The following is a 21312-nucleotide window of genomic DNA, read 5'->3' as shown; positions in this document are numbered from 1 at the left end:
GGAGACTGGATCACTCCGTCATCGCAAGGCTCGGCCCGAGCGATCCAGCCTCGCGATGACGGGGCGCTGATCAGCGAACCCCCATGACATCCATCGCCAAGGCACCCATCGCCAAGGCACCCATCGCCAAGGCATCGATCGCCAAGGCATCGATCGGAAGTCTGATGAGCGGCCGCGTAGCGGCCTTCTCAGGACAAGGCGGAGGGCCGGGCCTCCCGCCTCTCCGAGGAACATCGCGATCAGACCAGCAGGAAATGGCCCGCGTTCAATTCGGCCTTGTCGGTGTCGGCGAGCCAGAGGGTGTCCGACCCTGAGCGGATCGCCACATCGTCACCGACATCCTGCGCCGCGGCCAGGACGGCACTGAGCGAGCCGAACATCGACCGGCTGATCTCGATCACGTCGTGAGCGGAGCCGCCGCTCTCGAAATCCTCGACCCAATCGGTGCCATTGCCGGCCTTGAACGCGAACCGGTCGGCCCCCGCCCCGCCCCACAGGTGATCGGTGCCGCTGCCGCCGTCGAGCCGGTCGTTGCCGGCCCCGCCATAGAGGTTGTCGTCGCCGGCGAGCCCGTTGAGCCCGTCATCGCCGCCCATCCCGTCGAGGTCGTCGGCCGCACTCGATCCGGTCATGGTCTCGGATGCGGCGGTGCCGTCGCGGTTGATGCCCGCGCCGGAGGGCGAGCCGCCGCCCGACGGTGACGCGCCGTTGCCGGTGACGATCCCGACGACGGTGCCGACCGTGCCCGCCACCCAGTCGAACACGTTCTGGAGCGGTACCATCGGCGTGGCCGACGGCGCCGCCGACACGTCGGCACCGGACGAGGACGGCCCCCAGGCGATGTTGTTGGCCACCGCCGGATCCGTATAGGTCGAGTCTTCGATCGACACGTTGTCGCCGCTCGCGTTCCAGATGACGGCGTTCGAGAGCGGGTCCCCCCGGCCCTGGTCTTCGGCGATGTTGTCGAAGGAGCGGGTGTCGATGAACGTGACGTCGTCGGAGTAGGACGAGAAGCCGCCATTGCCCATGTGGATCACGTCGACGTTCTGGACGTGGCCTCCTTGAGAATCACCCTCGAACATCACGCCGACGCCGCTCGGCGAGTTGTTGCCGTCGATCACGCCATTCGAAATCGTCACGTTCCGGCTGTCGATGATCGAGACGTTGTCCTCGACATGCGATCCGTTCGGATCGTTGGCGACGGCAAAATTCGTGAGGCTGCCGTCCGGCGACTGGAAGAACTGGACGAACTGGCCCGACGGGTAGAGCCCGTGGAAGTCGTGGCCCTCGATGTGGGAGAGCGTCGCGCCCGGCGACTGGCCGAGATAGATGCCGGTGCCGCTGTCGCGCAGCGTCACGTGCGAGGCGGTGAAGTCGGGTGAATTGACGACGCGGATGCCGGTGGCCTCGCCGGACAGGCCCTGATTGCCGTCGGGCGGATCGGAATTGACGATGAGGCTGTTCTCGACGCTGACGCCACTCGCATCCTCGACGACGATGCCGTGGCCGTCGGCGTGATGGATGGTGACGTTGCGGATGACGACGTCGTCGTGCTCGACCCGGATGGCGTCGCCGTCGGAAACCCAAAGATCCAGATTTTCGATGATCTGGCCGTCATGCGTGGTGCGGATGGGCGTCGTCCTGGTGGTCAATCCCGCGGGCATGCCTGCTCCATTTGTTAATATTTCAACAAAATCAATAACTATATGAATACAACCAGCGGATCGACCGGGCAAATCTGCAACGTCGGCAGTATGGACTAGATCATACGACCTATCGGCCCGAGGAAGTTATTCAACGTTAAGCTTTTACCACGAGCGTCCCGCCGCGATATTTTTCGCGGCGCACAATCGATGTGGCTGTACGGCCACGCTTCTTCGGCCCTAACAGATTCGAAGTCGCGTCGGCGCCGGCCGGGACCGCGGGAGATCCTGCGGTCCCGGCCGCCGAGCAGGCCTCTGAGCGGATGTCACGACGTGCCGGGCACCGATCCGTTCCCGGCCGAACGCGGACGACGCAGCGGCAGACAGGCTCAGACGAACAGGAAGTCGCCGGCCGAGAGCTGCCCCTTGTGGACGTCGGCGAGCCACAGCGTGTCGGCGCCCGAGGTGATGGCGACATCGGGGCCAACATCGTGGGCCGCGGACAGCAGGGCATTGAACGAGGCGAACATCGCCTTGCTCACCTCGATCACGTCCTGCGCAGGGCCGTTGAGCTGGAAGTCCTCGACCCAATCGGTGCCGTTGCCGACCTTGAACACGAAGTGGTCCGCACCGGCGCCGCCCCAGAGGTGGTCGGTGCCGCTGCCGCCGTCGAGCCGGTCGTTGCCGGCCCCGCCGTAGAGGCGGTCGTCACCGGCGAGCCCGTTGAGCGTGTCGTTGCCGCCCCGCCCGTCGAGATCGTCGGCGAAGCGCGAGCCGGTCATCGTCTCGGAGGCCGACGTTCCGTCGCGGTCGATGCCCGTGCCGGTCGGCGCCGGGCTGGCAGCAGGGGGCGTCGCAGAGGGCGTCGCAGGAGCCGCGGCCGTCGGGGCCGGGATCGGAGTCGGCGCCGGAGCCGGCGCGGTGCCCGTCGCCGAGCCGTCGAACACGTTGTGGATCGGCGTCATCGGCGTGGCCGATGGGGCCGCCGTGACGTCCGCGCCGGCCGAAGAGGTGCCCCAGACGATGTTGTTGGCCACACCCGGATCCGTGTAGGTCGAATCCTCGACCGTGACGTTGTGGCCGGTCATGTTCCAGATCAGCCCGTTCGACAGCGAGACGCCGCGGCCCTGATCGCCGGCATCGTTGTCGAAGGAGCGGGTGTCGACGAACGACACGTCGTCCGAATAGGACGAGAAGCCGCCATTGCTCATGTGGATCACGTCGACGTTCTGGACGTGGCCACCCTGGGAGTTGCCCTCGAACATCACGCCGGCCCCGCTCGGCGAGTTGTTGCCGTCGATCACGCCGTTGGCGATCGAGACGTTCCGGCTGTCGATGACCGAGACGTTGTCCTCGACATGCGAGTGACCCGGATCGTTGGTGACGGCGAAGTCCGACAGGCTGCCGTTCGGCGACTGGAAGAACTGGACGAGCTGTCCGCCGGGGAACGGCCCGTGGAAGTTGTGCCCCTCGATGTAGGACAGCTTCGCGCCCGGCGACTGGCCGAGATAGATGCCAGTGCCGCTGTCCTGCAGCGTCACGTGCGAGGCGGTGAAGTTCGCCGCGTTGACGACGCGGATGCCCGTGGTTTCCGCTTCTGTCTCGCCGCCGTTGCCGATGGGCGGATCGAGATTGACGATGAGGCTGTCCTGAACCGTGACGCCGCTGACGTCCTCGACGACGATGCCGTTGCCGTCGGCATGGTGGATGGTGACGTTACGGATGACGACATTCTTGTGATCGACGCGGATCGCGTCGCCGTCGGTGACCCAAAGATCCAGATTTTCGATAACCTGTCCGTCGTACGTCGTGCGGATGGGGGTGGTGCTATAGGTTTGGCCCGCAGGCATGCTTGCTCCTCGAGATGCGGTGATCGCAACGGAGCGGGTGCCTAACGAAGGTTAGTGGGCGGATCGATTGCGTAAATCTGCAACGTAACCCGTGAGGAGTACTCCCGACGGGGTATGGACGTGCGAAAACGGTTCAGCTTAATGCTGTTTTTGCGCGCGCCTGTGTCGGAAATTTTCTGACAGACGATGGCCTGTTGCCGAACGGTCACGCTTGGCTACTTGGCGGGTGTCCGCCGGTGACATACGGCTTCGATTTCCTCGCCGATCTTGCGAGGCGAAGCCGTGGCAATCCAGGGCCTCGCACGCTTCGGAGATGTCGGGACCGGGATCACTTCGGCGCCGCCTCGCGATGAAGCAGGGCGGCAGAAGCCGAAGCGATCACCCGGCCTCCGCATCAGATCGTCTGGTTGTAGGCCCCCACCTCGGGATGCTGGCGCAGCACCCCGTCGACCGCGGCGAACATCTCGTGCAGCCGTGCCTCCGAGACCGGGCTCTCGACCACAACCACGAGTTCGGGCTTGTTCGAGGAGGCCCGCACCAGCCCCCAGGTGCCGTCAGCGGTGGTAATCCGGATGCCGTTGACCGTCACCAGATCGGTGATCGCGTGCCCGCCCACCGGCTCGCCGGCCGCTTGGAGCGCCCGGAACCGCTCGGTCACCGCCTCGACCACGCCGTACTTCACCTCGTCGGCGCAGTGCGGCGACATGGTCGGCGAGCCCCAGGTCTTCGGCAGCGCCCGGTAGAGGTCGGCCATGGTCTGCCCCGGATTGCGGTCGAGCATCTCGATCACCGCAATCGCCGTGAGCAGGCCGTCGTCGTAGCCGCGGCCCACCGGCGCGTTGAAGAAGAAGTGGCCGGACTTCTCGAAGCCGGCCAGCGCCGAGAGTTCGTTGACGCGGCGCTTGATGTAGGAATGGCCCGTCTTCCAGTAATCGGTGCGCACGCCGCGGGCCTGCAATTCGGGATCGGCGGCGTAGAGGCCGGTCGACTTCACGTCGACCACGAAGGTCGCCTCGGGGTGCAGCTTCGACAGGTCGCGAGCCAGCATCACGCCGATCTTGTCGGCGAAGATCTCCTCGCCCTCGTCATCGACCACGCCGCAGCGGTCGCCGTCGCCGTCGAAGCCGAGGCCGACATCGGCGCCGGTCTCGCGCACCTTGTCGGCGATGGCGTGCAGCATCGCCATGTCCTCGGGATTGGGGTTGTAGCGCGGGAAGCTGTGATCCGGCTCGACATCGAGCGGGATCACCTCGACGCCGAGCCGCTCCAGCAGAGCGGGGGCGAAGGCGCCGGCGGTGCCGTTGCCGCAGGCGGCCACGACCTTGAGTTTTCGCGAGACGGGCTTGGCCCGCGCCACGAGATCGTCGAGATAGACCTGCGCGAAGTCCGAGACGAACTCGTAGGCGCCGCCGTCGCGGTACTGGAACGCGCCCGTGGTGACGATCTCCTTCAGGCGGCCCATCTCGTCGGGGCCGAAGGTCATCGGCCGCTCGGCGCCCATCTTCACGCCGGTCCAGCCGTTGTCGTTGTGCGAGGCGGTGACCATGGCTACGCAGGGGCAGTCGAGGGCGAACTGGCCGAAATAGGCCATCGGCGAGAGCGCGAGCCCGATATCCTTCACCCGCAGACCCGCCGCCTGCATCCCGGCGATCAGCGCGAGCTTGATCGCCGACGAGTAGCTGCGGAAGTCGTGGCCGGTGACGATGTCGGGGCGCACGCCGCGCTCATGGATCAGCGTGCCGAGCCCCAGCCCCAGTGCCTGGACGCCCATCAGGTTGATCTCCTGCGGGAACAGCCAGCGGGCGTCGTACTCGCGAAAGCCCGTCGGCTTGACCATCGGCCATTGCTCGAAGGCGAAGGTGTTCGGTTCGAGCTTCGGGACAGGCGTGGGAAAGGTCTTGGGGGACCGATCGGATGACATGGCAGACCTTTCGCGCGGGCGGTGACGCACGAGACCGCGTGCGCCGCCGGAAAAGAAGCTGAAGCCTGTTGCGGTTCTAGACCAAGAGAGCGTCCTGAGCCGAGGCGCCGTTGACCTTCCACACCTCGATCGCCGCCACGGTCGGGTTCTCCGCCGCGCCTTGCCAGAAGGCGAGATCGAGCGTCCCGTCGGTGACCGAGACCGTCCGCGTCAGGCTCGTCGCCGTCGCGCCCCCGGCAGCCGCGGCCCAGATGTCGTAGTTCGTGACCGTGGTGCCCTCGATGCCGATATTGAACTGGCGCTGGCCCGCCCCGCTGAGGCCGCCCGGATCGTCGGGCTGATTGTAGATCTCGGCGAAGTGCAGGATCACCTCGTAGGAGCCCGACGCCAGCGCGCTGCCGTCCGCGTTCTTGACGGCGTAGCCGAAACGCCCGTCATCGGTATCGGTGGTGGAGGCGCTCGCCCAGCCGAAGCGCTGGTTCTGGTAGAGCGCGTCGTCGGTGGTGCCGGCGATCGGATCGACGTCGGAATAGGTCGCGTTCCCGTCCTGGCCGGCGACGTAGAAGCGGTGCGGGGACGCCGCCGTGTCGGCCTCGAACAGGGTCCCGTCCGGACGGGTATAGGCGCTCCCGCCGGAATTGATCGCGAGGACGAGGGTGTCGCTCGCGGGTTCGGCGTCGATGGTGAAACCCTGTGAGGCGGCGGCGTTGGTGTTGAGGGAGGGGCTCGCGTCGGCGATCTCCCCGGCTTTCACCGTAGCGGTGTATGGCCCGTCGGCCCAGCCGCCCGCCGGCGCAGCGACGAGGTAGGTGGCGGTGGCCGAGGTCGCGCTCGTCGCCGCCTTTGATTGCAAGCTGATGGCCCCGACCACGCCTGCTCCCGTTACCGCGAGGTCGCTCGCACCAATGCTGGCGAGATCGATGCCCGAGGCATCGTTGTAGACCACCGACACACTCGCTTGACCCGCGGCGGAGGCGGGCGCCTCGACCTCGAAGGACCCGATGGTCGGCGCCGTCGCGTCGGCGCCGCCAGTCACCTGCCGCACGACGATGCCGCTGAGCTTGGCATTGTCGATGCCGTTGATGAATTGCAGGTCGAGCGTGCCATTGGCGCCTGCGATGACTGGACTCGAGACGAAGGTATAGGGCGTGTCGATGTTTCCCGATTGAGCCAGGATATCGAGGTCGTTCAGGATGGTCTGGCCTTCGAACGTGACGTCGAACACGCGCTGCCCAGGATTGCTCCACCAGAGCTCGGCGAACCGCAGCTCGACCGTGTAGGATTGGGTCATGCTGGCCACGGGGATCGCGTAGCTGAAGTTGCCGTAGCGCTCGGTCTGGTAGACGGTGTCGGCGAAGGCCGTCTGCAGGCCATTGCCACCGGTGCCATCGGTGAAGGCGCCGCCGCCGGTGAAGTACTGGTCGGCCGAGAAGCTGATCCCGCCCTGACTCACCGCACCGCCGCCGGCGTTGATCGCCGCGACGATCCCGATCGGGCTGCCGGGAGCGAAACCCGACAACTGGCTCGATACGGCGTTGGTGTTCCCGGCGGGACTCGCATCGGCAATCTCCCCGGCCTTCACGGTGGTGACGTATTGTCCATCGACCCATCCACCGGCTGGTGCGGCGACGAAATAGGTCGCGGTGGCCGAGGTGGCGCTCGTGGCGGCCTTCGATTGCAGCGTGATCTCCCCGATTGGACCATCACCGGTCATCGTGATGTCGCTCGGCCCGATGCTGTCGAGATTGATCCCCGAGGGGTCGTTGTAGATGACCGTGATGCTCGCGCTCGCGGTTGGGGTCGCTGGTCCCCGGATCACGAAGGGGCCGGCCACCGACGGCCCCGTCGTGTCGGTGTTGCCGCTTCCGTTCGCCTGTCGAACGATGATGCCGCTGAGCTTGGCGTTGTCGATGCCGTTGGCGAATTGCAGGTCCAGCGTGCCGTTGGCGCCCGCGGTGATCGGGCCGGAGACGTAGGTGTAGGGCGTGTTGAAGCTGCCGGTCTGGGCCAGGATGTCGAGGTCATTGAGGACGGTCTGGCCCTCCAGCGCGACGTCGAAGACGCGCTGGCCCGGATTGCTCCACCACAGCTCGCCGAAGCGCAGCTCGACCGTGTAGGCTTGGCTCGTGCTGGCCACGGGGATCGCGTAGCTGAAGTTGCCGTAGCGCTCGGTCTGGTAGACGGTGCCGGTGAAGGCCGATTGCAGGCCGTTGCCGCCGGTGCCGTCGAGGAAGGTGGCGCCGCCGGTGAAGTACTGGTCGGCCGAGAAGCTGATCCCGTCCTGGATCAGCGCCGAACCGCCGGCATTGATCGCCGCGACGATGCCGCCCGCGCTGCTGGTCTGGACCGAGAAGAGCTGCGAGGCGGCGAGGTTGGTGTTGGCCGCCGGGCTCGCATCCGCCACCTCGCCGGCCTTGACGGTCGCGGTGTACTGGCCGTTGGTCCAACCTCCCGTGGGGGCGGCGACGATGTAGGTGGCTGTGGCCGAGGTGGCGCTGGTGCTGGTCTTGGATTGCAGCGTGATCGCGCCGACCGCGCCGGGGCCCGTCACCGCGATGTCGGCCGCGGTGATGCTGGCGAGGTTGATGCCCGAGGCGTCGTTGTAGACCACGCTCACGCTGGCGCTGGCATCGCCCGCCACCGGCGCCTGGACCGTGAAGGGGCCCACCGTCGGCTTGGTGTTGTCGGTGCCGCCACCGCCACTGGCCTGCCGCACGACGATGCCGCTGAGCTTGGCGTTGTCGATGCCGTTGAGGAATTGAAGATCGAGCGTGCCGTTGGCGCCCGCCGTGATCGGACCCGAGACGTAGGTGTAGGGCGTGTTGAAGCTGCCCGTTTGCGCGAGGATGTCGAGGTCGTTGAGGATGGTCTGGCCTTCGAGCGAGACGTCGAACACGCGCTGGCCCGGATTGTTCCACCACAGCTCGCCGAAGCGCAGCTCGACCGTGTAGGCCTGGGTCGTGCTGGCGACCGGAATGGCGTAGCTGAAATTGCCGTAGCGCTCGGTCTGGTAGACGGTGTTGGCGAAGGCCGGCTGCAGGCCGTTGCCGCCGGCGACGTCGTTGAAGGTGGCGCCGCCGGTGAAATACTGATCGGCCGAGAAGCTGATCCCGTCCTGGGTCAGCGCCCCGCCGCCGGCATTGATCGCCGAGACCACCGGGTTCGTCGTGCCCGACTTCGCCGTCGTCGTGATGGTGATCCCGTCGAAATCCGCGGTGAACGGCGCGCCGTCGTTGGAGGTGGCCATCAGGCCGACCGCCATGCCGCTGGCCTTGCCGCCGACGGTGTAGTCGCCCTGGATCGCCTTCAGGAGCGCGCTGCCGCTCGGCACGGTCATGCTGGTGCCGGCGGTGAACGCGGCGTTTGCGTCGGTGGCGGAAGAAACCGCGCCGGTGCCGAAGCGCCAGAGGGGCGTGACCGTGTTGGTCTCGAGATTGACCGCGAGGCGCAGTTGCACCCAGCTCGCATTGGCAGCACTCAGGAGCGCGTTGTTGGTCACCGCCGCGGTCTGGGCGACGCCGAGATTCTCCATCGAGGTCTCGAAGATCGCGCTCGTGTATTTGCCGCCCGCGCTCTCACCGCGCCCGCCCAGCACCAGCTTGATGAAGTTGTCCTGGTCGCCCGTGCCGATCTGCAGGCCGGCCGAGGGGAAGCCGCCGTCGCTGGTGGCGTTGGGGATCCAGTTCGCCATCGTCAGGGTGACGTTGGCGGTGGCGACGCTGTCGTCAAACGTGACGCCGGCCTGGAGCGCGTCCTTGAGGGTGTTGTTGCCTTCCGTGAAGTCGCCCTCCTGCACGTTCTTCAACTGGATGACGCCGCCCGCACCGCCGGCGATGATGTTGGCGGAGGTGTAGAGGCCGCCGTCGAGGAACGGGTCGAGCCCGTTGATCATCGCGCCGGTGAGCCCGCTGCCGCCGAAGGTGCCGGGGATCGCGCCGGATTCGAAGTTGAAGACGACCGTTTCACCGCCCGAGATCACGTCGGTGCCGGCGGTGCCGTTGTCGGGGTCGAGGGCGAAGGGGTCGAGGGTGTTATTGATCCCGTCGCCGTCGAGGTCGAGGTTCTGCGGGTTGGTCGGCCCCGGCGTCAGGACCTTGATGTTGCCGTCGGCCAGCGTCGTGACCCAGACCGTGCCGGCGAACGGCTTGCCGTCGCCGACCGCGTCGATGCCCAGCGGCGCACCGCCGCCCATCGGCACGACCTGCTTGCCCGCCGCCACGATCTGGCCGGCGGCGCCCACCGTGGTGTCGACCCCGCCGGAGGCGTTGCGCGGGATGATGTGGAGATAGCCCGCGAGATCCGTGACGAGGATGGCGCCCTTGATGCTCGTGGTGCCGCCATCCGCCGTCGTCCACGTGGTCGAGGCGGTGTACTCGGCCAAGCCGTTGAGCGAGCCCTGGCCGGTATCGAGCGCCCCGTCGCTGATGCCGCCCTCGAAGAACACGCTCTCGCGCGGGTCGGCGGTGCCGGCCGGGATCACCGAGTCGAAGTCGGCGGGCAGGCCGGGATGGCCATGAGGGAGGAAGGTCGCGCCGTTGACGCCCGCCCCCGGCGTCAGGATCCAGCCGGCCTGGCCCCCCACCGCCCGCACGAGGTTCGGGTGGCCGCCGTAATAGCCTTCCCCGGTGATCTCGTGGAGCTGGTCGTAGTTGAGCCGCTTGGTGCCGCCGTCCTGATCGGGCGTGTTGAGCGGGATCTGGCTCTCGCTCGTGACGACGTTGCCGGCGGCGTCCGACGGGCGCCCGCCCCAGCCGTTATTGGCACCGTTGTCGTAGGTGAACATCTTGCCGTCGGAGGTCAGCAGCACGTCGTAGGCGTTGCGGTAGCCGGGCGAGTAGACCTGAACCGGGCTATCGGCGGTGATCTTGGCCATGTTGAACCCGTCGCGTCCGCCGAACGGGCCGCTGACGTCGGAGCCGTCGGGGTTCTCGTTGCCGGGCGTGCCGTCATTGGGCCGGTAGGGATCGTCGAGGGTCGGCAGGTCGTAGAGGTAGGGGTTGAGGCCGTTGGGGTCCTTCACCGTCATGGCATCGAGGGCCGTGAGATCGACCTTCAGTACGGCCGCCGCGTAGGCGAATTCGGGTAGCCCGGCGAAGTTGTTGGAGGGGGCGCCGGCATTGGTGTTGCCGCCCACCGCCACGTAGAGCGTCTTGCCGTCGGGCGAGAGCGCCATGCCGTTGGCGGAGTGGTTCTCCTCCGAACGGGGCAGGCCGCGCACGAGATCGACCTTCTTCCACGTATCGGTCGCGGTATCGAAGGTGAGACGGGAGATGATCGAGGAGTTGGTATCGAGATTCGTGTCCTCGCCGCCGTTGCCCGCGCCGATGCGGGGATCGCTCGACGTGACGTAGAGGACCGGGTTATCGGCGGTGCCGGTGACGAGGATGCCGGTGACCTGGCGCTCTTCGAGACCGAGGTTCAGCGTACCGTCGTCGTTGTGGTTCGGGATGTCGAGGATGAGGTCGATCGATTCCGTGGCGGTGACGACGTAGCCGTTGCCTTGCTGGGCGACCGTCAGGGCCTTGATGCTGCCGAACCGCTCGGCGACGTAGAGGCGTCCATCCGGTCCCCATTGCAGGGCCGAGGCCAGCCCCGAATACCCGGCAAGGGTCGACTGGGAAAACGTCACATCGGCCATGGTCATGCCCCCCGCATCCGGCTTGGCATCAAGCTCGGGGCCGACCGTATCCGCGCCCGATCCGGGCTTCATGCGCGCAGCGGTATTCCGCGGCGTTCTTCCGGGCTAGCGCGCCGTGAGCCGAAGGAGGGGCCGGTTCGGCGAAAGAGCACGCGCGGGAATTTGGGGGACGACGCCGTCCGACGCCGCGGCGACTCGGCGTACCGAAAGGATGAGGGGCGGGACCGACGTTCGGGTGATACCGCGGCCCCGGCCATCGCCGGTCTCGGCCCTCCGGCGGGCTCCGGCCCTGTCCGGCGCCGCCCCGGACCCGGACGTTCCGCGCTCAGATATAGTGGCGGTAGACGATGGAGTGGGCCGCCTCCTCGCCGTCGCGATCGCGATCGACGCTCGCAGTGCGGCCCTCCGCCAGACCGATCATCGAGACGAGCGCGAGCGGGATCACCTTCGGCAGGAAACGGGCGAGGTGACGTGCGGAGGATGCGAGGCCGCGCGCGGACCGAAACAGGATCGTCATGCGGAAGGTCTCCCTTCGCCGGCCGGCGCGCCACGATACCCGATCGGTGATGCCGCATTGTGTCGGAAATCGGCAGGACGCCGCGATGGAGCGGCCCGCCTGGATCCGGCGACCGCCCGTGATCAGGGCGTGGAGCGACGGCGGCCGAAAGCCCAGGTGCCGAAAGCCAGGGCTCCCACCGGAGCAACCAGGAGAGCGATCACGGACAGCATGCTCGACATGGATTGGGCCTCTCTCGCCGCAATGGGATCGGCTCCCGATCGTTCGTGATCCGCGGAGCCGTTGGGCCTGCCTAACATGAAATATCGTTCAGTCCACGGTCGAATTGATCACTATTCCGCAAGAATGCGGCCCGAGACGCCGCCCCGCGCGGCGGGGCTCATCCGGCCGGGGGTGGGCCCGTGCGTCCCGATCCGGCACAGAATGAACTGGCATTCCGCTCGCACCGGCGCCGCCGTGTCGTTCGCGGAAAGGCGTCATGTTTCCCAAACTGGTCGGGTCTCTCGCTCTCCTCGTGGCCGGATCCGTCCTCCTCCACAGTTGGGCGATGCCGCGCTGGGTGATCGCGACCCTGTGCGCCATCGGCACGGCCGCGACCGTTCTGCTCACCGCGCCCGCTCTGGAACGAACGATCGCTCCGGCCGCGACGACGCCGGACCGCGAGACGCCGAAGGGGCCCGCGCCGGTCTTCGAGGGAATCTGGGATCCGCTCGACCATCGGCAGGTTCTGAGCGGATCGTCCGGAACGGATCTCTAGAACCGTCGATCCCCGGTGTGTCGCGCTGTCGATCGACGAACCGGCATCCACCTCGTCGGAAAACGCTCCCGAACACCGTTCCGGGAGGCTGACCGCGAGACGTTTGGAAACCGATGCGCCCCCCCGGCCGGCACCGCCTTGCCGGCTCGTCCGACGGCCGCGTTTGCATCCCCCGCCGCCACGGCCGGCCGATGCATCGCCGCAACAGGCTGCCAAAAACATCGGTCAAGTAGAATGGTTGTGCGTAAGCGAATTCAAGAAATCAAGTATTTGTATTTATAACAGTTATAAAACATAGATCTTGCATGCATCATTCGCTCTTTGCCATACGCGGCGCACAGTTCGTTGTGTCCTCTTAGGTCGTTATAACCTAAGTTAAAAGCGTTTCGGAAAAGATGTTCGAAGATCGTGCCGCTTCCGCTCGGCCGGCTCCGCGTGCGGGCCGGATTTCTCGTTTGCTGGCTTCGACAATCCTGTCGGGAACGGCCCTGTGCGGCTTCGCGGGGGCGGGCAGCGCCCAGGAGGCGGGCAGCGCCATCGAGCTGTCCGAACTCAGCGTGATCGGACAGGGACGCGGCGCAACGCTCGGCGGCGCGCTCTACGGCCCCGGCGGGGCCCTGGGGGCGGTCCCGGGCTATGTCGCCAGCCGCAGCACCGTCGCGACCAAGACCGACACACCGATCCTGGAGACCGCCCAATCGATCTCCGTCGTCGGCCGCAAGCAGATCGAGGACCAGAACGCGCTCACCATCAATCAGGCGCTGCGCTACACACCGAGCGTCACCACGGAGCAGCGCGGCGGCGCCGGCTCGACCCGGCTCGAGCAGTTCTACATCCGCGGCTTCACCGCCCCGATCTTCCTCGACGGCCTGCCGCTGCCCGGCAGCCGCGACGCCTCGCCCACCATCGACCCCTACCGGTTGGAGCGGGTCGACATCATCAAGGGGCCGGCCTCGGTGCTCTACGGGCAATCGGGTCCGGGCGGCATCGTCAACCTCGTCTCCAAGGTGCCCCAGTTCGTCCGCCACGGCGAAATCTTCGTGCAGGGCGGCGGCTTCAGCGAGGTGCGCGGCGGCTTCGACGTCGGCGGCCCGGTCGGCGACGGCACGGGTGGCGTGGCCGACCAGTTCGCCTACCGGGTGGTGGGGCTGGGCTGGAAGGGCGACGGACCGGCGGTGACGACGCAGGTCGAGCGCTTCTTCATCAATCCGAGCCTGACCTGGCGGCCCGACGCCGACACGCAGTTGACCATCATCGGCAACTACCAGCGCGATCCGTTCTCCGGCTTCTACGGCGGCTTCCCGGCGGTCGGCACCGTGTTTGCCCGCAACTTCGGCAACGGCGCGTTCGGGCGCCTGCCGGTCGATTTCTACGACGGCGACCGCGGCATCGAGCGCTCAGACCGCACCCAGGCCTCGATCAGCTACCTGTTCGACCACCGCCTCAACGAGAACCTGCGCTTCCACTCCGCCGGCCGCTACCTGCGCACCGAGGGCGACTACCGCAGCGTCTACAGCGCCTTCAACGCGCAGAACGGCCCCTTCGCCAGCGGGCCTATCATCCCCCGTGCGGTGACCGGCTCCCAGGTCGGCATCGACGCCTGGACCATCGACAACAATTTCGTGGCCAATTTCGAGACCGGCCCGGTGGCGCACACGGCGCTCCTCGGCGTCGATCACCGCACCTTCCGCACCCGCACCCTGGGCGCGCCCTTCCCGGCGGCACCGGGCCTGAACGCGCTCAATCCGAACTACGACATGAACATCGCGTTCCCGGCCTTCACCACGGACGCGACCATCACCGCCGAGCAGACGGGCGTCTACTTCCAGGACCAGATCAAGTTCGACCGGCTCGTCCTGACGCTCGGCGGGCGCTACGACGTCGCCCGGCAGAGCGGCCCGACGCGCACACTCGCCACCGGCGCCCTGGCGATCCAGAACGTCCCGGCCGACGCCTTCACCGGGCGGGCCAGCCTGCTCTACCTATTCGACAACGGGATCGCGCCGTACGTCTCCTACAGCGAGGCGTTCGAGCCGATCGCCACGGGCCGCATCTTCGATCCGACCTTCGGGACGGTCGGGCGCATCCCGGACCCGGTCTCCAGCAACCAGTACGAGGCGGGCATCAAGTACCAGCCCCCCGGCACCGACATCCTGCTCACGGCCGCCGCCTTCGACATCCGCCGCTCCAACGCGACGCAGCCCGACCCGAACAACAGCGGCTTCGTGGTGCAGACCGGCGAGGTCGGCGTGCAGGGCATCGAGTTCGAGGCGCGGGCGAACATCAACGAGAACCTGACCCTGATCGGCGGCTTCTCGATCCTCGACATCAAGAACACCCGCGACATCACCAACACCACCAACGATCTCACCGGGCAGCCGGTGCCGCTGCTCGGCCGCAGCCCGGTGCTGGTGCCCGATTCCACCGCCTCACTCTTCGCCGACTATCGCTTCACCGACGGGCCGCTCCTCGGCCTCCAGGTCGGCGGCGGCGTGCGCTATCTCGGCCCGTCCTGGGGCGATCCGGCCAACACCTTCAAGGTGCCGGAGAGCGTGCTCGTGGACGCGGTGGCGAGCTACGACCTGAAATATCTCGACGCGACGCTCCAGGGCTTCCAGCTTCAGCTCAACGCTCAGAACCTGCTCGACGAACGCTACGTGACCGGGTGCTTCTCCTATTCGGGTTGCTATTACGGCCTGCCGCGCACGGTCTATGCAACCCTGCGGTACCGCTGGTAGGAGGCAGCGCATGGCGGCACAGGGCAGAACGACGGCGCTCGAGCGGGCCTCCGTGGCTGGCCGGGTCGTGCTGGCGGCGGGCGGCGGCTACGGTGTCGCGGCGCTCGCCACCGCGCTGCTGTCGCTGACCCTGCCGATGGCGCGCTCCGAGGCGGTGGCGAGCGCGACGCTCCTCAGCTTCGCCGTGATGGCGGCAATCGTCGTGCTGGTCTTCTCGACGCGCACCTTCCTGCGGGCGCTGCTCACCGTCGCCGGCACGGCTCTCGTGCTCGGCGTCCTCCTCTGGCTGGCGATGCGGGGATCCACGCCATGAAGGGAAGCTTCCGCCAGTCGATGGCGTGGCTGCACACGTGGTCCGGCCTGATCGTCGGCTGGGTGCTGTTCGCGATCTTCGTCACCGGCACCGCGAGTTACTACCGGCCGGACATCTCCCGCTGGATGCGCCCTGAACTCACGCAGGTCGAGCCGGTGGAGAACGCCGCTCTCGGCGCGGCGGCCGAGCGGGGGATCGCCTATCTCGGCCAGCACGCAGCCAAGGCGCGGACGTGGTTCATCGGCCTGCCGCAGCCGGACCGGCCGGTGCTCGACCTGTTCTGGCGCACGCGTCCCGGCGAGCCGCCGGGCCATGTCCTGCTCGATCCGCGGACGGGGACCGAATCCACCGTGCGCGAGACGCAGGGCGGCGACTTCCTCTACCGCTTCCATTTCGAGCTGCACATGCCGCCGCTCTGGGGGCGCTGGGTCGTCGGCCTCTGCGCGATGATCATGCTGGTGGCGCTGATCTCCGGCATCGTCACCCACAAGCGGATCTTTGCCGACTTCTTCACCTTCCGCCGCGACAAGGCGCCCCGGCGCAGTTGGCTCGACGCCCACAACGTCACCGGCGTGCTGGCGCTGCCGTTCCACCTGATGATCACCTATACCGGGATCGTCACGCTGGCGACCTTCTACATGCCCTGGGGCGTGACCGCCGCCTACAAGGGCAACGCCCAGACCTTCTTCACCGAGGCCGCCTGGATCACCACCCCGCGCGCGCCCGCCAAGCAGGCCGCCCCGCTGGCCCCGGTCGGGCCGATGGTGGAGCAGGCGCTCGCGTCCCGGCCGGAGCCGCTGGAGCGGCTGATGGTCGTCAATCCGGGCGACGCCAACGCCACCGTGGTCGCGGTGTTCGAGGAGCCGCACGGCCTCTCGCACGAGCACCCGCAGATCGCCTTCGACGGGGTGAGCGGCGCGATCCTGGAGGTGCGCGACGGCGGCCTCAAGCCCGCCGCCAAGACCTTCACGGTGATGACCGGCCTGCACGAGGGCCATTTCGCCGGCCCCCTGCTGCGGCTGCTGTTCTTCCTGTGCGGGATCATGGGCTGCGCCATGGTCGCGACCGGGGTCGTACTCTGGTCCCTGGCCCGCCTGCCGAAGGCCGGCGAGCACGCGTTCTTCGGCCTGCGGCTGGTCCAGGCGCTGAACGTCGGCAGCATCGCCGGCCTGCCGGCGGCGGTGGCCGTCTACTTCCTCGCCAACCGGCTCCTGCCCGTCGATCTCATCGGTCGCGAGGAATGGGAGATCCGCGCCTTCTTCGGCGCCTGGATCGTCGCGGCCCTGGTGCCGCTCGCCCGCCCGCAGCGCCGGGCATGGTGCGAGGGTCTGACCGCCGTCTCGGCGCTCTGCCTCGCGGTGATCGCCGCCGACATCCTGACGATCCCCGACCATCCCCTGCGGCTGGGAAGCGGCGAGGCGCTCTTCGCGTGGTTCGACGGCGCGATGCTGCTGCTCGCGGGCCTGTTCGCGCTGGCCGCCCGCAAGGTGCTGCGCTACGAGGCGCCCAAGCGAGATCGAGCCGCGAAACCGGCAGCGGCCGCGGCCCCCGCCCGCTTGGCCGCGCGGCGCCCGGAGCCAACCCACGCATGACGCCCCTCGTCCTCGCCGCGAATCTGGGCCTCAGCTTCGCCGCGCTCGCCGCCCTCTGCCTCAGCCTGAACCGGCACCATGCCGAGGTGTTCGACCGCAAGGCGGAGCGGACGGCGGTCTTACGCCTGCGCCTCTTCGGCTGGGGGGCGATCGCCCTCTCCTTCGTCGTTGCCGGGCTGTTCGAGGGTTGGGCCTTCGGCCCGGTGCAGTGGATCGGCGCACTGATCGGGGCGGCCGCGGCTCTGGTGCTGCTCCTGTCCTACCGGCCGCGCTTCGTCGCCCCCGCCGCGCTCGCCGCACTTGCCGCGGCAGCGCTGCCCTTGGCGTTCCTCGCCGCCTCGGCCTGATGCGTCCGCTGCCGCCGCCTCAGGCGCTCGCCCATGCGAGCCGCCTGCTTGCCGCGCACGGCTTTCGCGAGACCGCCCGCAACACGCGCGGCGACAGCCTCTACCTCGCCCGCGGCGAGGGGCCGGAGCGGCTGCGCCTGTCGAACCATGCTCGCACGCCGAAGCAGCGGCGGGTCCACCCCGAGGTGATGGCGAGCCTCGTGATCCGCGCGCCGAAGACGGAAGCGCAGGTCGCCGCCCTGGTGGAAGCCGCCCTGCGCGACTTCGCCGGCGGGCTCGCGCGGCGCGAATCCCGCCTCACAGCGCCGCGCTGACGCGGCGCATCCGGCGCCGCTCGGCGGGAATCTCGAACACGCCCGACCACAGCCCGACACGGCGGCCCCAGGCGTGCCGGTCCTGCGCCTCGTACGCCGCCGACGTGCTGCGGTCGGCGATGGCGTAGCCGTTGGCGACCATCCAGGCGGCGAGGTCGTCGCCCTCGCGCCGGCACACGGCCGTGAGGGTGCCCTCCGCGCCCGTGGCGCGCGGCTCGCAGGTCACGCTCTCCCCGCCGATCCGCGCCGCCAGGGCCTTGGCGGCGGCACGGCCGCAGGAATAGTCGCGCTCATGCCCGTCGGAACAGGTCTGGTCGAGGTCGGGCGCATCGATGCCGTAGAGCCGCAGGCGCCGGCCGCCGATCTCGATCGTGCTCCCGTCGATCACCGTGGCCGGGCCGCTCACGATCGCGGGCGTGGCCTCGCCCGCGCGGGCCGGGGCCACTTGGAATCCGGCCAGCAGGGCCAGAGCGGGAACGAGGAGCGCGGCGAGCAGGCGGCGGGCGCCCGGTTCATCCGGGGGACGATCCCCGTTGGATCTGGCCGGACTGGCGATGGTGCCGGCGAGGCAGGCGGCGTAGATCAGCAGGATGGTGGCGGTGAGCGACATCGGAACGGGTCTCGCGCAGAGAGTGGGGAGGGCGCGCCGGTCAGGGCCGCGCCGTCGATGCCGCTGTCTCGCAAACCCGATGGCGCGCGAGCCTGACGCCGCCTGTCAGCCTCGCGTCAGCCGGAGGCGGTCACACCCGACCCACGCCATGGTCCGTTCCCTGCTCCGCCCGCTCCTCGCTCTGGTCGCCCTCGCCCCGATCCTCGCCCCGATCCTCGCCCCTTGCCTCGGCGCCGTGCCGGCATGGGCCGACGACGACGGCGAGCGGGCGCGCCGCGCCCTGGAGCGGGGCGAGATCCGCCCCCTCGACGCGGTGCTCGCCGCCGCCCGCGCCGCCGTGCCGGGGGACGTGGTGGCGCTCGATCTCAAGCGCGACGACGGGCGCTGGCTCTACAAGCTGCGCATCCTCGGCACCGACGGGCGCCGCCGCGACGTGAAGATCGATGCCAGCTCCCTCAAGCTCCTGGACGTGGACGACGATGACTGAGACCGTGAGCGAGGCGGCATGCGCATCCTCGTCGTAGAGGACGAGCCGCGCATCGCGGCCGACATCCGCGAGGGCCTGGAGCGAGCCGGCTACGTCGCCGAGATCGTCGGCGACGGCGAGGCGGCGTGGTTCCGGGCGGAGACCGAGACCTACGACGCCATGGTGCTCGATCTCGGCCTGCCGCGCCTCGACGGCCTCGGCGTGCTGCGCCGCCTGCGCGGGGCCGACGTGGCGCTCCCGGTGCTGATCCTCACCGCCCGCGACGGCTGGCGCGAGCGGGTCGAGGGGATCGACGCGGGCGCCGACGACTATCTCGTCAAGCCGTTCCGGATGGAGGAGCTGGTGGCGCGGCTGCGCGCCATCCTGCGCCGCACCGCCGGCCACGCCTCGCCCGTGCTGCGGGCGGGCGCGGTCGAACTCGACACCCGCACCCGGACGGTCTCGGTGGCCGGCCGCGAGACCGACCTCACCGCCCTCGAATACCGCCTGCTGGCCTTCCTGCTGCATCGCCAGGGACAGGTGGTGGCGGCGGGCGAGCTGCTCGACCATCTCCACGGCAGCGACAGCGACCGCGAGGCCAACGCGCTCGAAGCCCTGCTGACCCGGCTGCGGCGCAAGCTCGGCCCCGGCATCATCGAGACCCGCCGCGGCCACGGCTACCTCGTACCGGCCGATCCGACGTGAACAGCGGCTCGCTGCGCCTGCGGCTCGGGCTCGCCGCCGCCGGGCTGATCGCCCTGGCGCTGGCGCTGGCGGGCGTGGGGCTGACGCTGATCTTCGACCGGGTCCTCGACGCCCGCACCGCCGATGGGCTCGACCGCACCGCCAAGCTGATCGCCGGACAGGTCGCCCTGGCACCGGACGGCGCCCTGACCCTGCCTCGCGAGCCGCCGGATTCGCGCTTCTCGGCGCCCTATGGCGGCCTCTACTGGCAGATCGACCGCGCGGGAGGCACTGCCCTGCGCTCGCGCTCGCTCTGGGACCGCAGCCTCGGCACCGTCCCCGACGCCGCGCAGGAACCGGCGGTCGGCGACCTGGCCGGGCCAGACGGCGGACGGCTGATCGCCGTGACCCGGCGCGTCTCGATTCCCGCCAACGGCACCGCCGTGGCGCTGGCCGTCACCGTCGCCGAGGACCGGCGCGATCTGGCCGAGAGCCGCGCCACTTTCCTGCGCCTGTTGGTGCCCTCGCTCGGCGCTCTGTTCGTGGCGCTGACGCTGGCCATGTCGCTGTTCGTGCGCCGGGCGCTGAGCCCCTTCCGCACGCTGCGGGCGGATCTCGCCGCGATCCATGCCGGAACGCGGGCGCGGCTGCCCGAGACCTTTCCGGAGGAGGTGCGCCCGCTGGTGGCCGATCTCAACCGCCTGCTCGACGCGCAGGAGCGCGACCTGGAGCGGGCCCGCACGGGTGCCGGCGACATGGCCCACGGCCTGAAGACCCCGCTCGCGGTGCTCGACGCGCTGGCCCGCCGCACGGAAGGCCGCGACCCCGCCCTGGCGGCGGAGATCGCCGAGCAGGCCCAGGCCATGGGCCGGCAGGTGGAGCGTACCCTCGCCCGGGCGCGGGCAAGCTCGGGAGGTTTGCGGCGCAAGGCCTGTCCGGTCGCGCCGGCGCTCGAAAAGATCGTCGGCGCCCTGAAGCGCCTCCCCGAGGGTGAGGCCCTGCGCTGGGAGATCGCGGTGGCCGACGGCCTCGCCTTCCCCGGCGACGAGGGCGACCTCACCGAGATCCTCGGCAACCTCCTCGACAACGCCCGAAAATGGGCCCACCGCCGCATCCGCGTCTCGGGGGGGGCGGAGGCCGGCGAAGGCCGTCTGGTGCTGGAGGATGACGGCCCCGGCATGAGCGAGGCGGCGATCGCCGGCATCGCCCGCGGCCGGCGCTGGGACGAGACCCGGCCGGGCACCGGCTTCGGCATCGCCATCGCTCGAGACCTCGCCGAGGGTGTCGGGGCGCGGATGGCCTTCGGTCGCTCCGAACTCGGCGGCCTGCGGGTGGAGGTGAACTGGCCGGTTGCGGCTTGAAGGGAGCGCGTCCGACCAAATCCGAGTGATCCCTTCGGGATGGCGGATTTGGACTTCGCTCAAGCGCCGCGCGGGCTGAGCGATACGGTTTCCGCTTTAATCAAGCGGAAACCGTATCAGGCCGCCTGCCCGAGCGCCCCGAGCAGGTCGGACCGGCCGTAGGGCTTCGGCAGGAAGCCCGCATCGGGGAGATCGCCCGGCCGAAGCCGGCCCGAGGTGACCACGAGGCGGATATGCGGCCAGCGCGCCCGCACCCGCGCGGCCAGCGTCAGCCCGTTCATCGAGCCCGGCATGTCGATATCGGTGAACAGCGCACCGAAGGCCTGCGCCTTCCCCTCCAGCAGTTGCAGGGCCGCATCGGCATCCGGTGCCTCGGCCACCGGCAAGCCGGCATCCTCGAGCATGTCCACGGCAACCATGCGCACGAAACTCTCATCCTCGACGACGAGGATGCGGGGCGCGGGGGACGGATGGGGCGGTTCGGAGGTGTGAGACATCGGCGGGGCGGGCAGGATCGGGTTGAGGAGAAGCGGTCTTCCCAAAAGAGCCCGCGCGGCGATT

16 protein-coding genes are annotated in these 21312 nt (G+C 68.9%); 9 read left to right on the top strand and 7 right to left on the bottom strand.

The window, feature by feature from the left end; all coding sequences use genetic code 11:
• Positions 1-239: 239 nt before the first annotated feature.
• The 5 genes from LPC10_RS21035 to LPC10_RS21015 all read right to left on the bottom strand — a co-directional run bounded on the left by LPC10_RS21035 (position 240) and on the right by LPC10_RS21015 (position 11569).
• Positions 240-1664 carry a right-handed parallel beta-helix repeat-containing protein gene (locus LPC10_RS21035; RefSeq protein ID WP_231347108.1) on the bottom strand — a complete coding sequence of 475 codons (1425 nt, stop codon included), beginning with the start codon at positions 1662-1664 and terminating at the stop codon, positions 240-242.
• A gap of 368 nt (positions 1665-2032) precedes the next feature.
• Entirely contained in the window at positions 2033-3493 is a 1461-nt protein-coding gene (locus LPC10_RS21030; RefSeq protein ID WP_231344200.1) for a right-handed parallel beta-helix repeat-containing protein, read from the bottom strand.
• A gap of 394 nt (positions 3494-3887) precedes the next feature.
• Positions 3888-5414 carry a phosphomannomutase/phosphoglucomutase gene (locus tag LPC10_RS21025; protein WP_231344199.1) on the bottom strand — a complete coding sequence of 509 codons (1527 nt, stop codon included), beginning with the start codon at positions 5412-5414 and terminating at the stop codon, positions 3888-3890.
• Between the two features lie 76 nt (positions 5415-5490).
• Entirely contained in the window at positions 5491-11052 is a 5562-nt protein-coding gene (locus LPC10_RS21020; RefSeq protein WP_370644737.1) for a malectin domain-containing carbohydrate-binding protein, read from the bottom strand.
• 325 nt (positions 11053-11377) lie between these two features.
• Positions 11378-11569 (bottom strand): hypothetical protein, encoded by a 192-nt coding sequence (locus LPC10_RS21015; RefSeq protein WP_231344195.1) that lies wholly within the window; start codon positions 11567-11569, stop codon positions 11378-11380.
• A gap of 478 nt (positions 11570-12047) precedes the next feature.
• Between LPC10_RS21015 and LPC10_RS21010 the strand changes: the two genes are divergently transcribed.
• The 6 genes from LPC10_RS21010 (at position 12048) to LPC10_RS20985 (ending at position 17630) form a co-directional block, all read left to right on the top strand.
• Positions 12048-12326, top strand: coding sequence for a hypothetical protein (locus tag LPC10_RS21010; RefSeq protein WP_231344194.1), 279 nt, complete (start codon positions 12048-12050; stop codon positions 12324-12326).
• A gap of 395 nt (positions 12327-12721) precedes the next feature.
• The gene (locus tag LPC10_RS21005; RefSeq protein WP_231344193.1) at positions 12722-15064 is read left to right on the top strand and encodes a TonB-dependent siderophore receptor; all 2343 of its coding nucleotides are present in this window, start codon (positions 12722-12724) and stop codon (positions 15062-15064) included.
• A 10-nt stretch (positions 15065-15074) separates the two neighbouring features.
• Positions 15075-15377, top strand: coding sequence for an iron transporter (locus tag LPC10_RS21000; protein ID WP_231344192.1), 303 nt, complete (start codon positions 15075-15077; stop codon positions 15375-15377).
• Positions 15374-16969, top strand: coding sequence for a PepSY domain-containing protein (locus LPC10_RS20995; RefSeq protein WP_231344191.1), 1596 nt, complete (start codon positions 15374-15376; stop codon positions 16967-16969). Before LPC10_RS21000 ends, LPC10_RS20995 begins: the two co-directional genes overlap by 4 nt.
• Positions 16966-17316, top strand: a complete 351-nt coding sequence (locus tag LPC10_RS20990) for a DUF3325 domain-containing protein (protein WP_108941827.1) — start codon at positions 16966-16968, stop codon at positions 17314-17316. Before LPC10_RS20995 ends, LPC10_RS20990 begins: the two co-directional genes overlap by 4 nt.
• The gene (locus LPC10_RS20985; RefSeq protein WP_231344190.1) at positions 17316-17630 is read left to right on the top strand and encodes a hypothetical protein; all 315 of its coding nucleotides are present in this window, start codon (positions 17316-17318) and stop codon (positions 17628-17630) included. The genes LPC10_RS20990 and LPC10_RS20985 overlap by 1 nt, the downstream gene beginning before the upstream one ends.
• Here the strand turns inward: LPC10_RS20985 and LPC10_RS20980 are convergent.
• Positions 17614-18240, bottom strand: coding sequence for a thermonuclease family protein (locus LPC10_RS20980; RefSeq protein WP_231344189.1), 627 nt, complete (start codon positions 18238-18240; stop codon positions 17614-17616). The genes LPC10_RS20985 and LPC10_RS20980 overlap by 17 nt on opposite strands.
• A 148-nt stretch (positions 18241-18388) precedes the next feature.
• On the opposite strand from LPC10_RS20980, the gene LPC10_RS20975 reads away from it, so the two are divergent.
• The 3 genes from LPC10_RS20975 to LPC10_RS20965 are packed head-to-tail and all read left to right on the top strand — an operon-like array spanning position 18389 to position 20751.
• A complete protein-coding gene (locus tag LPC10_RS20975; protein ID WP_231344188.1) occupies positions 18389-18727 on the top strand; it encodes a PepSY domain-containing protein in 339 nt (112 codons plus the stop codon).
• Between the two features lie 18 nt (positions 18728-18745).
• A complete protein-coding gene (locus tag LPC10_RS20970; protein ID WP_231344187.1) occupies positions 18746-19411 on the top strand; it encodes a response regulator transcription factor in 666 nt (221 codons plus the stop codon).
• Positions 19408-20751: an ATP-binding protein gene (locus tag LPC10_RS20965; RefSeq protein WP_231344186.1), complete on the top strand. Its 1344-nt coding sequence runs from the start codon at positions 19408-19410 to the stop codon at positions 20749-20751. Before LPC10_RS20970 ends, LPC10_RS20965 begins: the two co-directional genes overlap by 4 nt.
• A gap of 116 nt (positions 20752-20867) precedes the next feature.
• Here the strand turns inward: LPC10_RS20965 and LPC10_RS20960 are convergent, their stop codons facing one another.
• Positions 20868-21248, bottom strand: a complete 381-nt coding sequence (locus LPC10_RS20960) for a response regulator (RefSeq protein ID WP_231344185.1) — start codon at positions 21246-21248, stop codon at positions 20868-20870.
• Positions 21249-21312 lie beyond the last annotated feature (64 nt).

The organism is Methylorubrum sp. B1-46 (assembly GCF_021117295.1).
Lineage (GTDB): Bacteria > Pseudomonadota > Alphaproteobacteria > Rhizobiales > Beijerinckiaceae > Methylobacterium.
The sequence above is the reverse complement of the archived record's forward strand: the minus strand, read 5'-3'. Positions and strand labels throughout refer to the sequence as shown.

What these genes read in the sequence shown, in the direction of transcription:
- LPC10_RS21035 (WP_231347108.1), bottom strand. Translation starts at nt 1,664, where the DNA reads ATGCCCGCGGGATTGACCACCAGGACGACGCCCATCCGCACCACGCAT.
- LPC10_RS21030 (WP_231344200.1), bottom strand. Translation starts at nt 3,493, where the DNA reads ATGCCTGCGGGCCAAACCTATAGCACCACCCCCATCCGCACGACGTAC.
- LPC10_RS21025 (WP_231344199.1), bottom strand. Translation starts at nt 5,414, where the DNA reads ATGTCATCCGATCGGTCCCCCAAGACCTTTCCCACGCCTGTCCCGAAG.
- LPC10_RS21020 (WP_370644737.1), bottom strand. Translation starts at nt 11,052, where the DNA reads ATGGCCGATGTGACGTTTTCCCAGTCGACCCTTGCCGGGTATTCGGGG.
- LPC10_RS21015 (WP_231344195.1), bottom strand. Translation starts at nt 11,569, where the DNA reads ATGACGATCCTGTTTCGGTCCGCGCGCGGCCTCGCATCCTCCGCACGT.
- LPC10_RS21010 (WP_231344194.1), top strand. Translation starts at nt 12,048, where the DNA reads ATGTTTCCCAAACTGGTCGGGTCTCTCGCTCTCCTCGTGGCCGGATCC.
- LPC10_RS21005 (WP_231344193.1), top strand. Translation starts at nt 12,722, where the DNA reads ATGTTCGAAGATCGTGCCGCTTCCGCTCGGCCGGCTCCGCGTGCGGGC.
- LPC10_RS21000 (WP_231344192.1), top strand. Translation starts at nt 15,075, where the DNA reads ATGGCGGCACAGGGCAGAACGACGGCGCTCGAGCGGGCCTCCGTGGCT.
- LPC10_RS20995 (WP_231344191.1), top strand. Translation starts at nt 15,374, where the DNA reads ATGAAGGGAAGCTTCCGCCAGTCGATGGCGTGGCTGCACACGTGGTCC.
- LPC10_RS20990 (WP_108941827.1), top strand. Translation starts at nt 16,966, where the DNA reads ATGACGCCCCTCGTCCTCGCCGCGAATCTGGGCCTCAGCTTCGCCGCG.
- LPC10_RS20985 (WP_231344190.1), top strand. Translation starts at nt 17,316, where the DNA reads ATGCGTCCGCTGCCGCCGCCTCAGGCGCTCGCCCATGCGAGCCGCCTG.
- LPC10_RS20980 (WP_231344189.1), bottom strand. Translation starts at nt 18,240, where the DNA reads ATGTCGCTCACCGCCACCATCCTGCTGATCTACGCCGCCTGCCTCGCC.
- LPC10_RS20975 (WP_231344188.1), top strand. Translation starts at nt 18,389, where the DNA reads ATGGTCCGTTCCCTGCTCCGCCCGCTCCTCGCTCTGGTCGCCCTCGCC.
- LPC10_RS20970 (WP_231344187.1), top strand. Translation starts at nt 18,746, where the DNA reads ATGCGCATCCTCGTCGTAGAGGACGAGCCGCGCATCGCGGCCGACATC.
- LPC10_RS20960 (WP_231344185.1), bottom strand. Translation starts at nt 21,248, where the DNA reads ATGTCTCACACCTCCGAACCGCCCCATCCGTCCCCCGCGCCCCGCATC.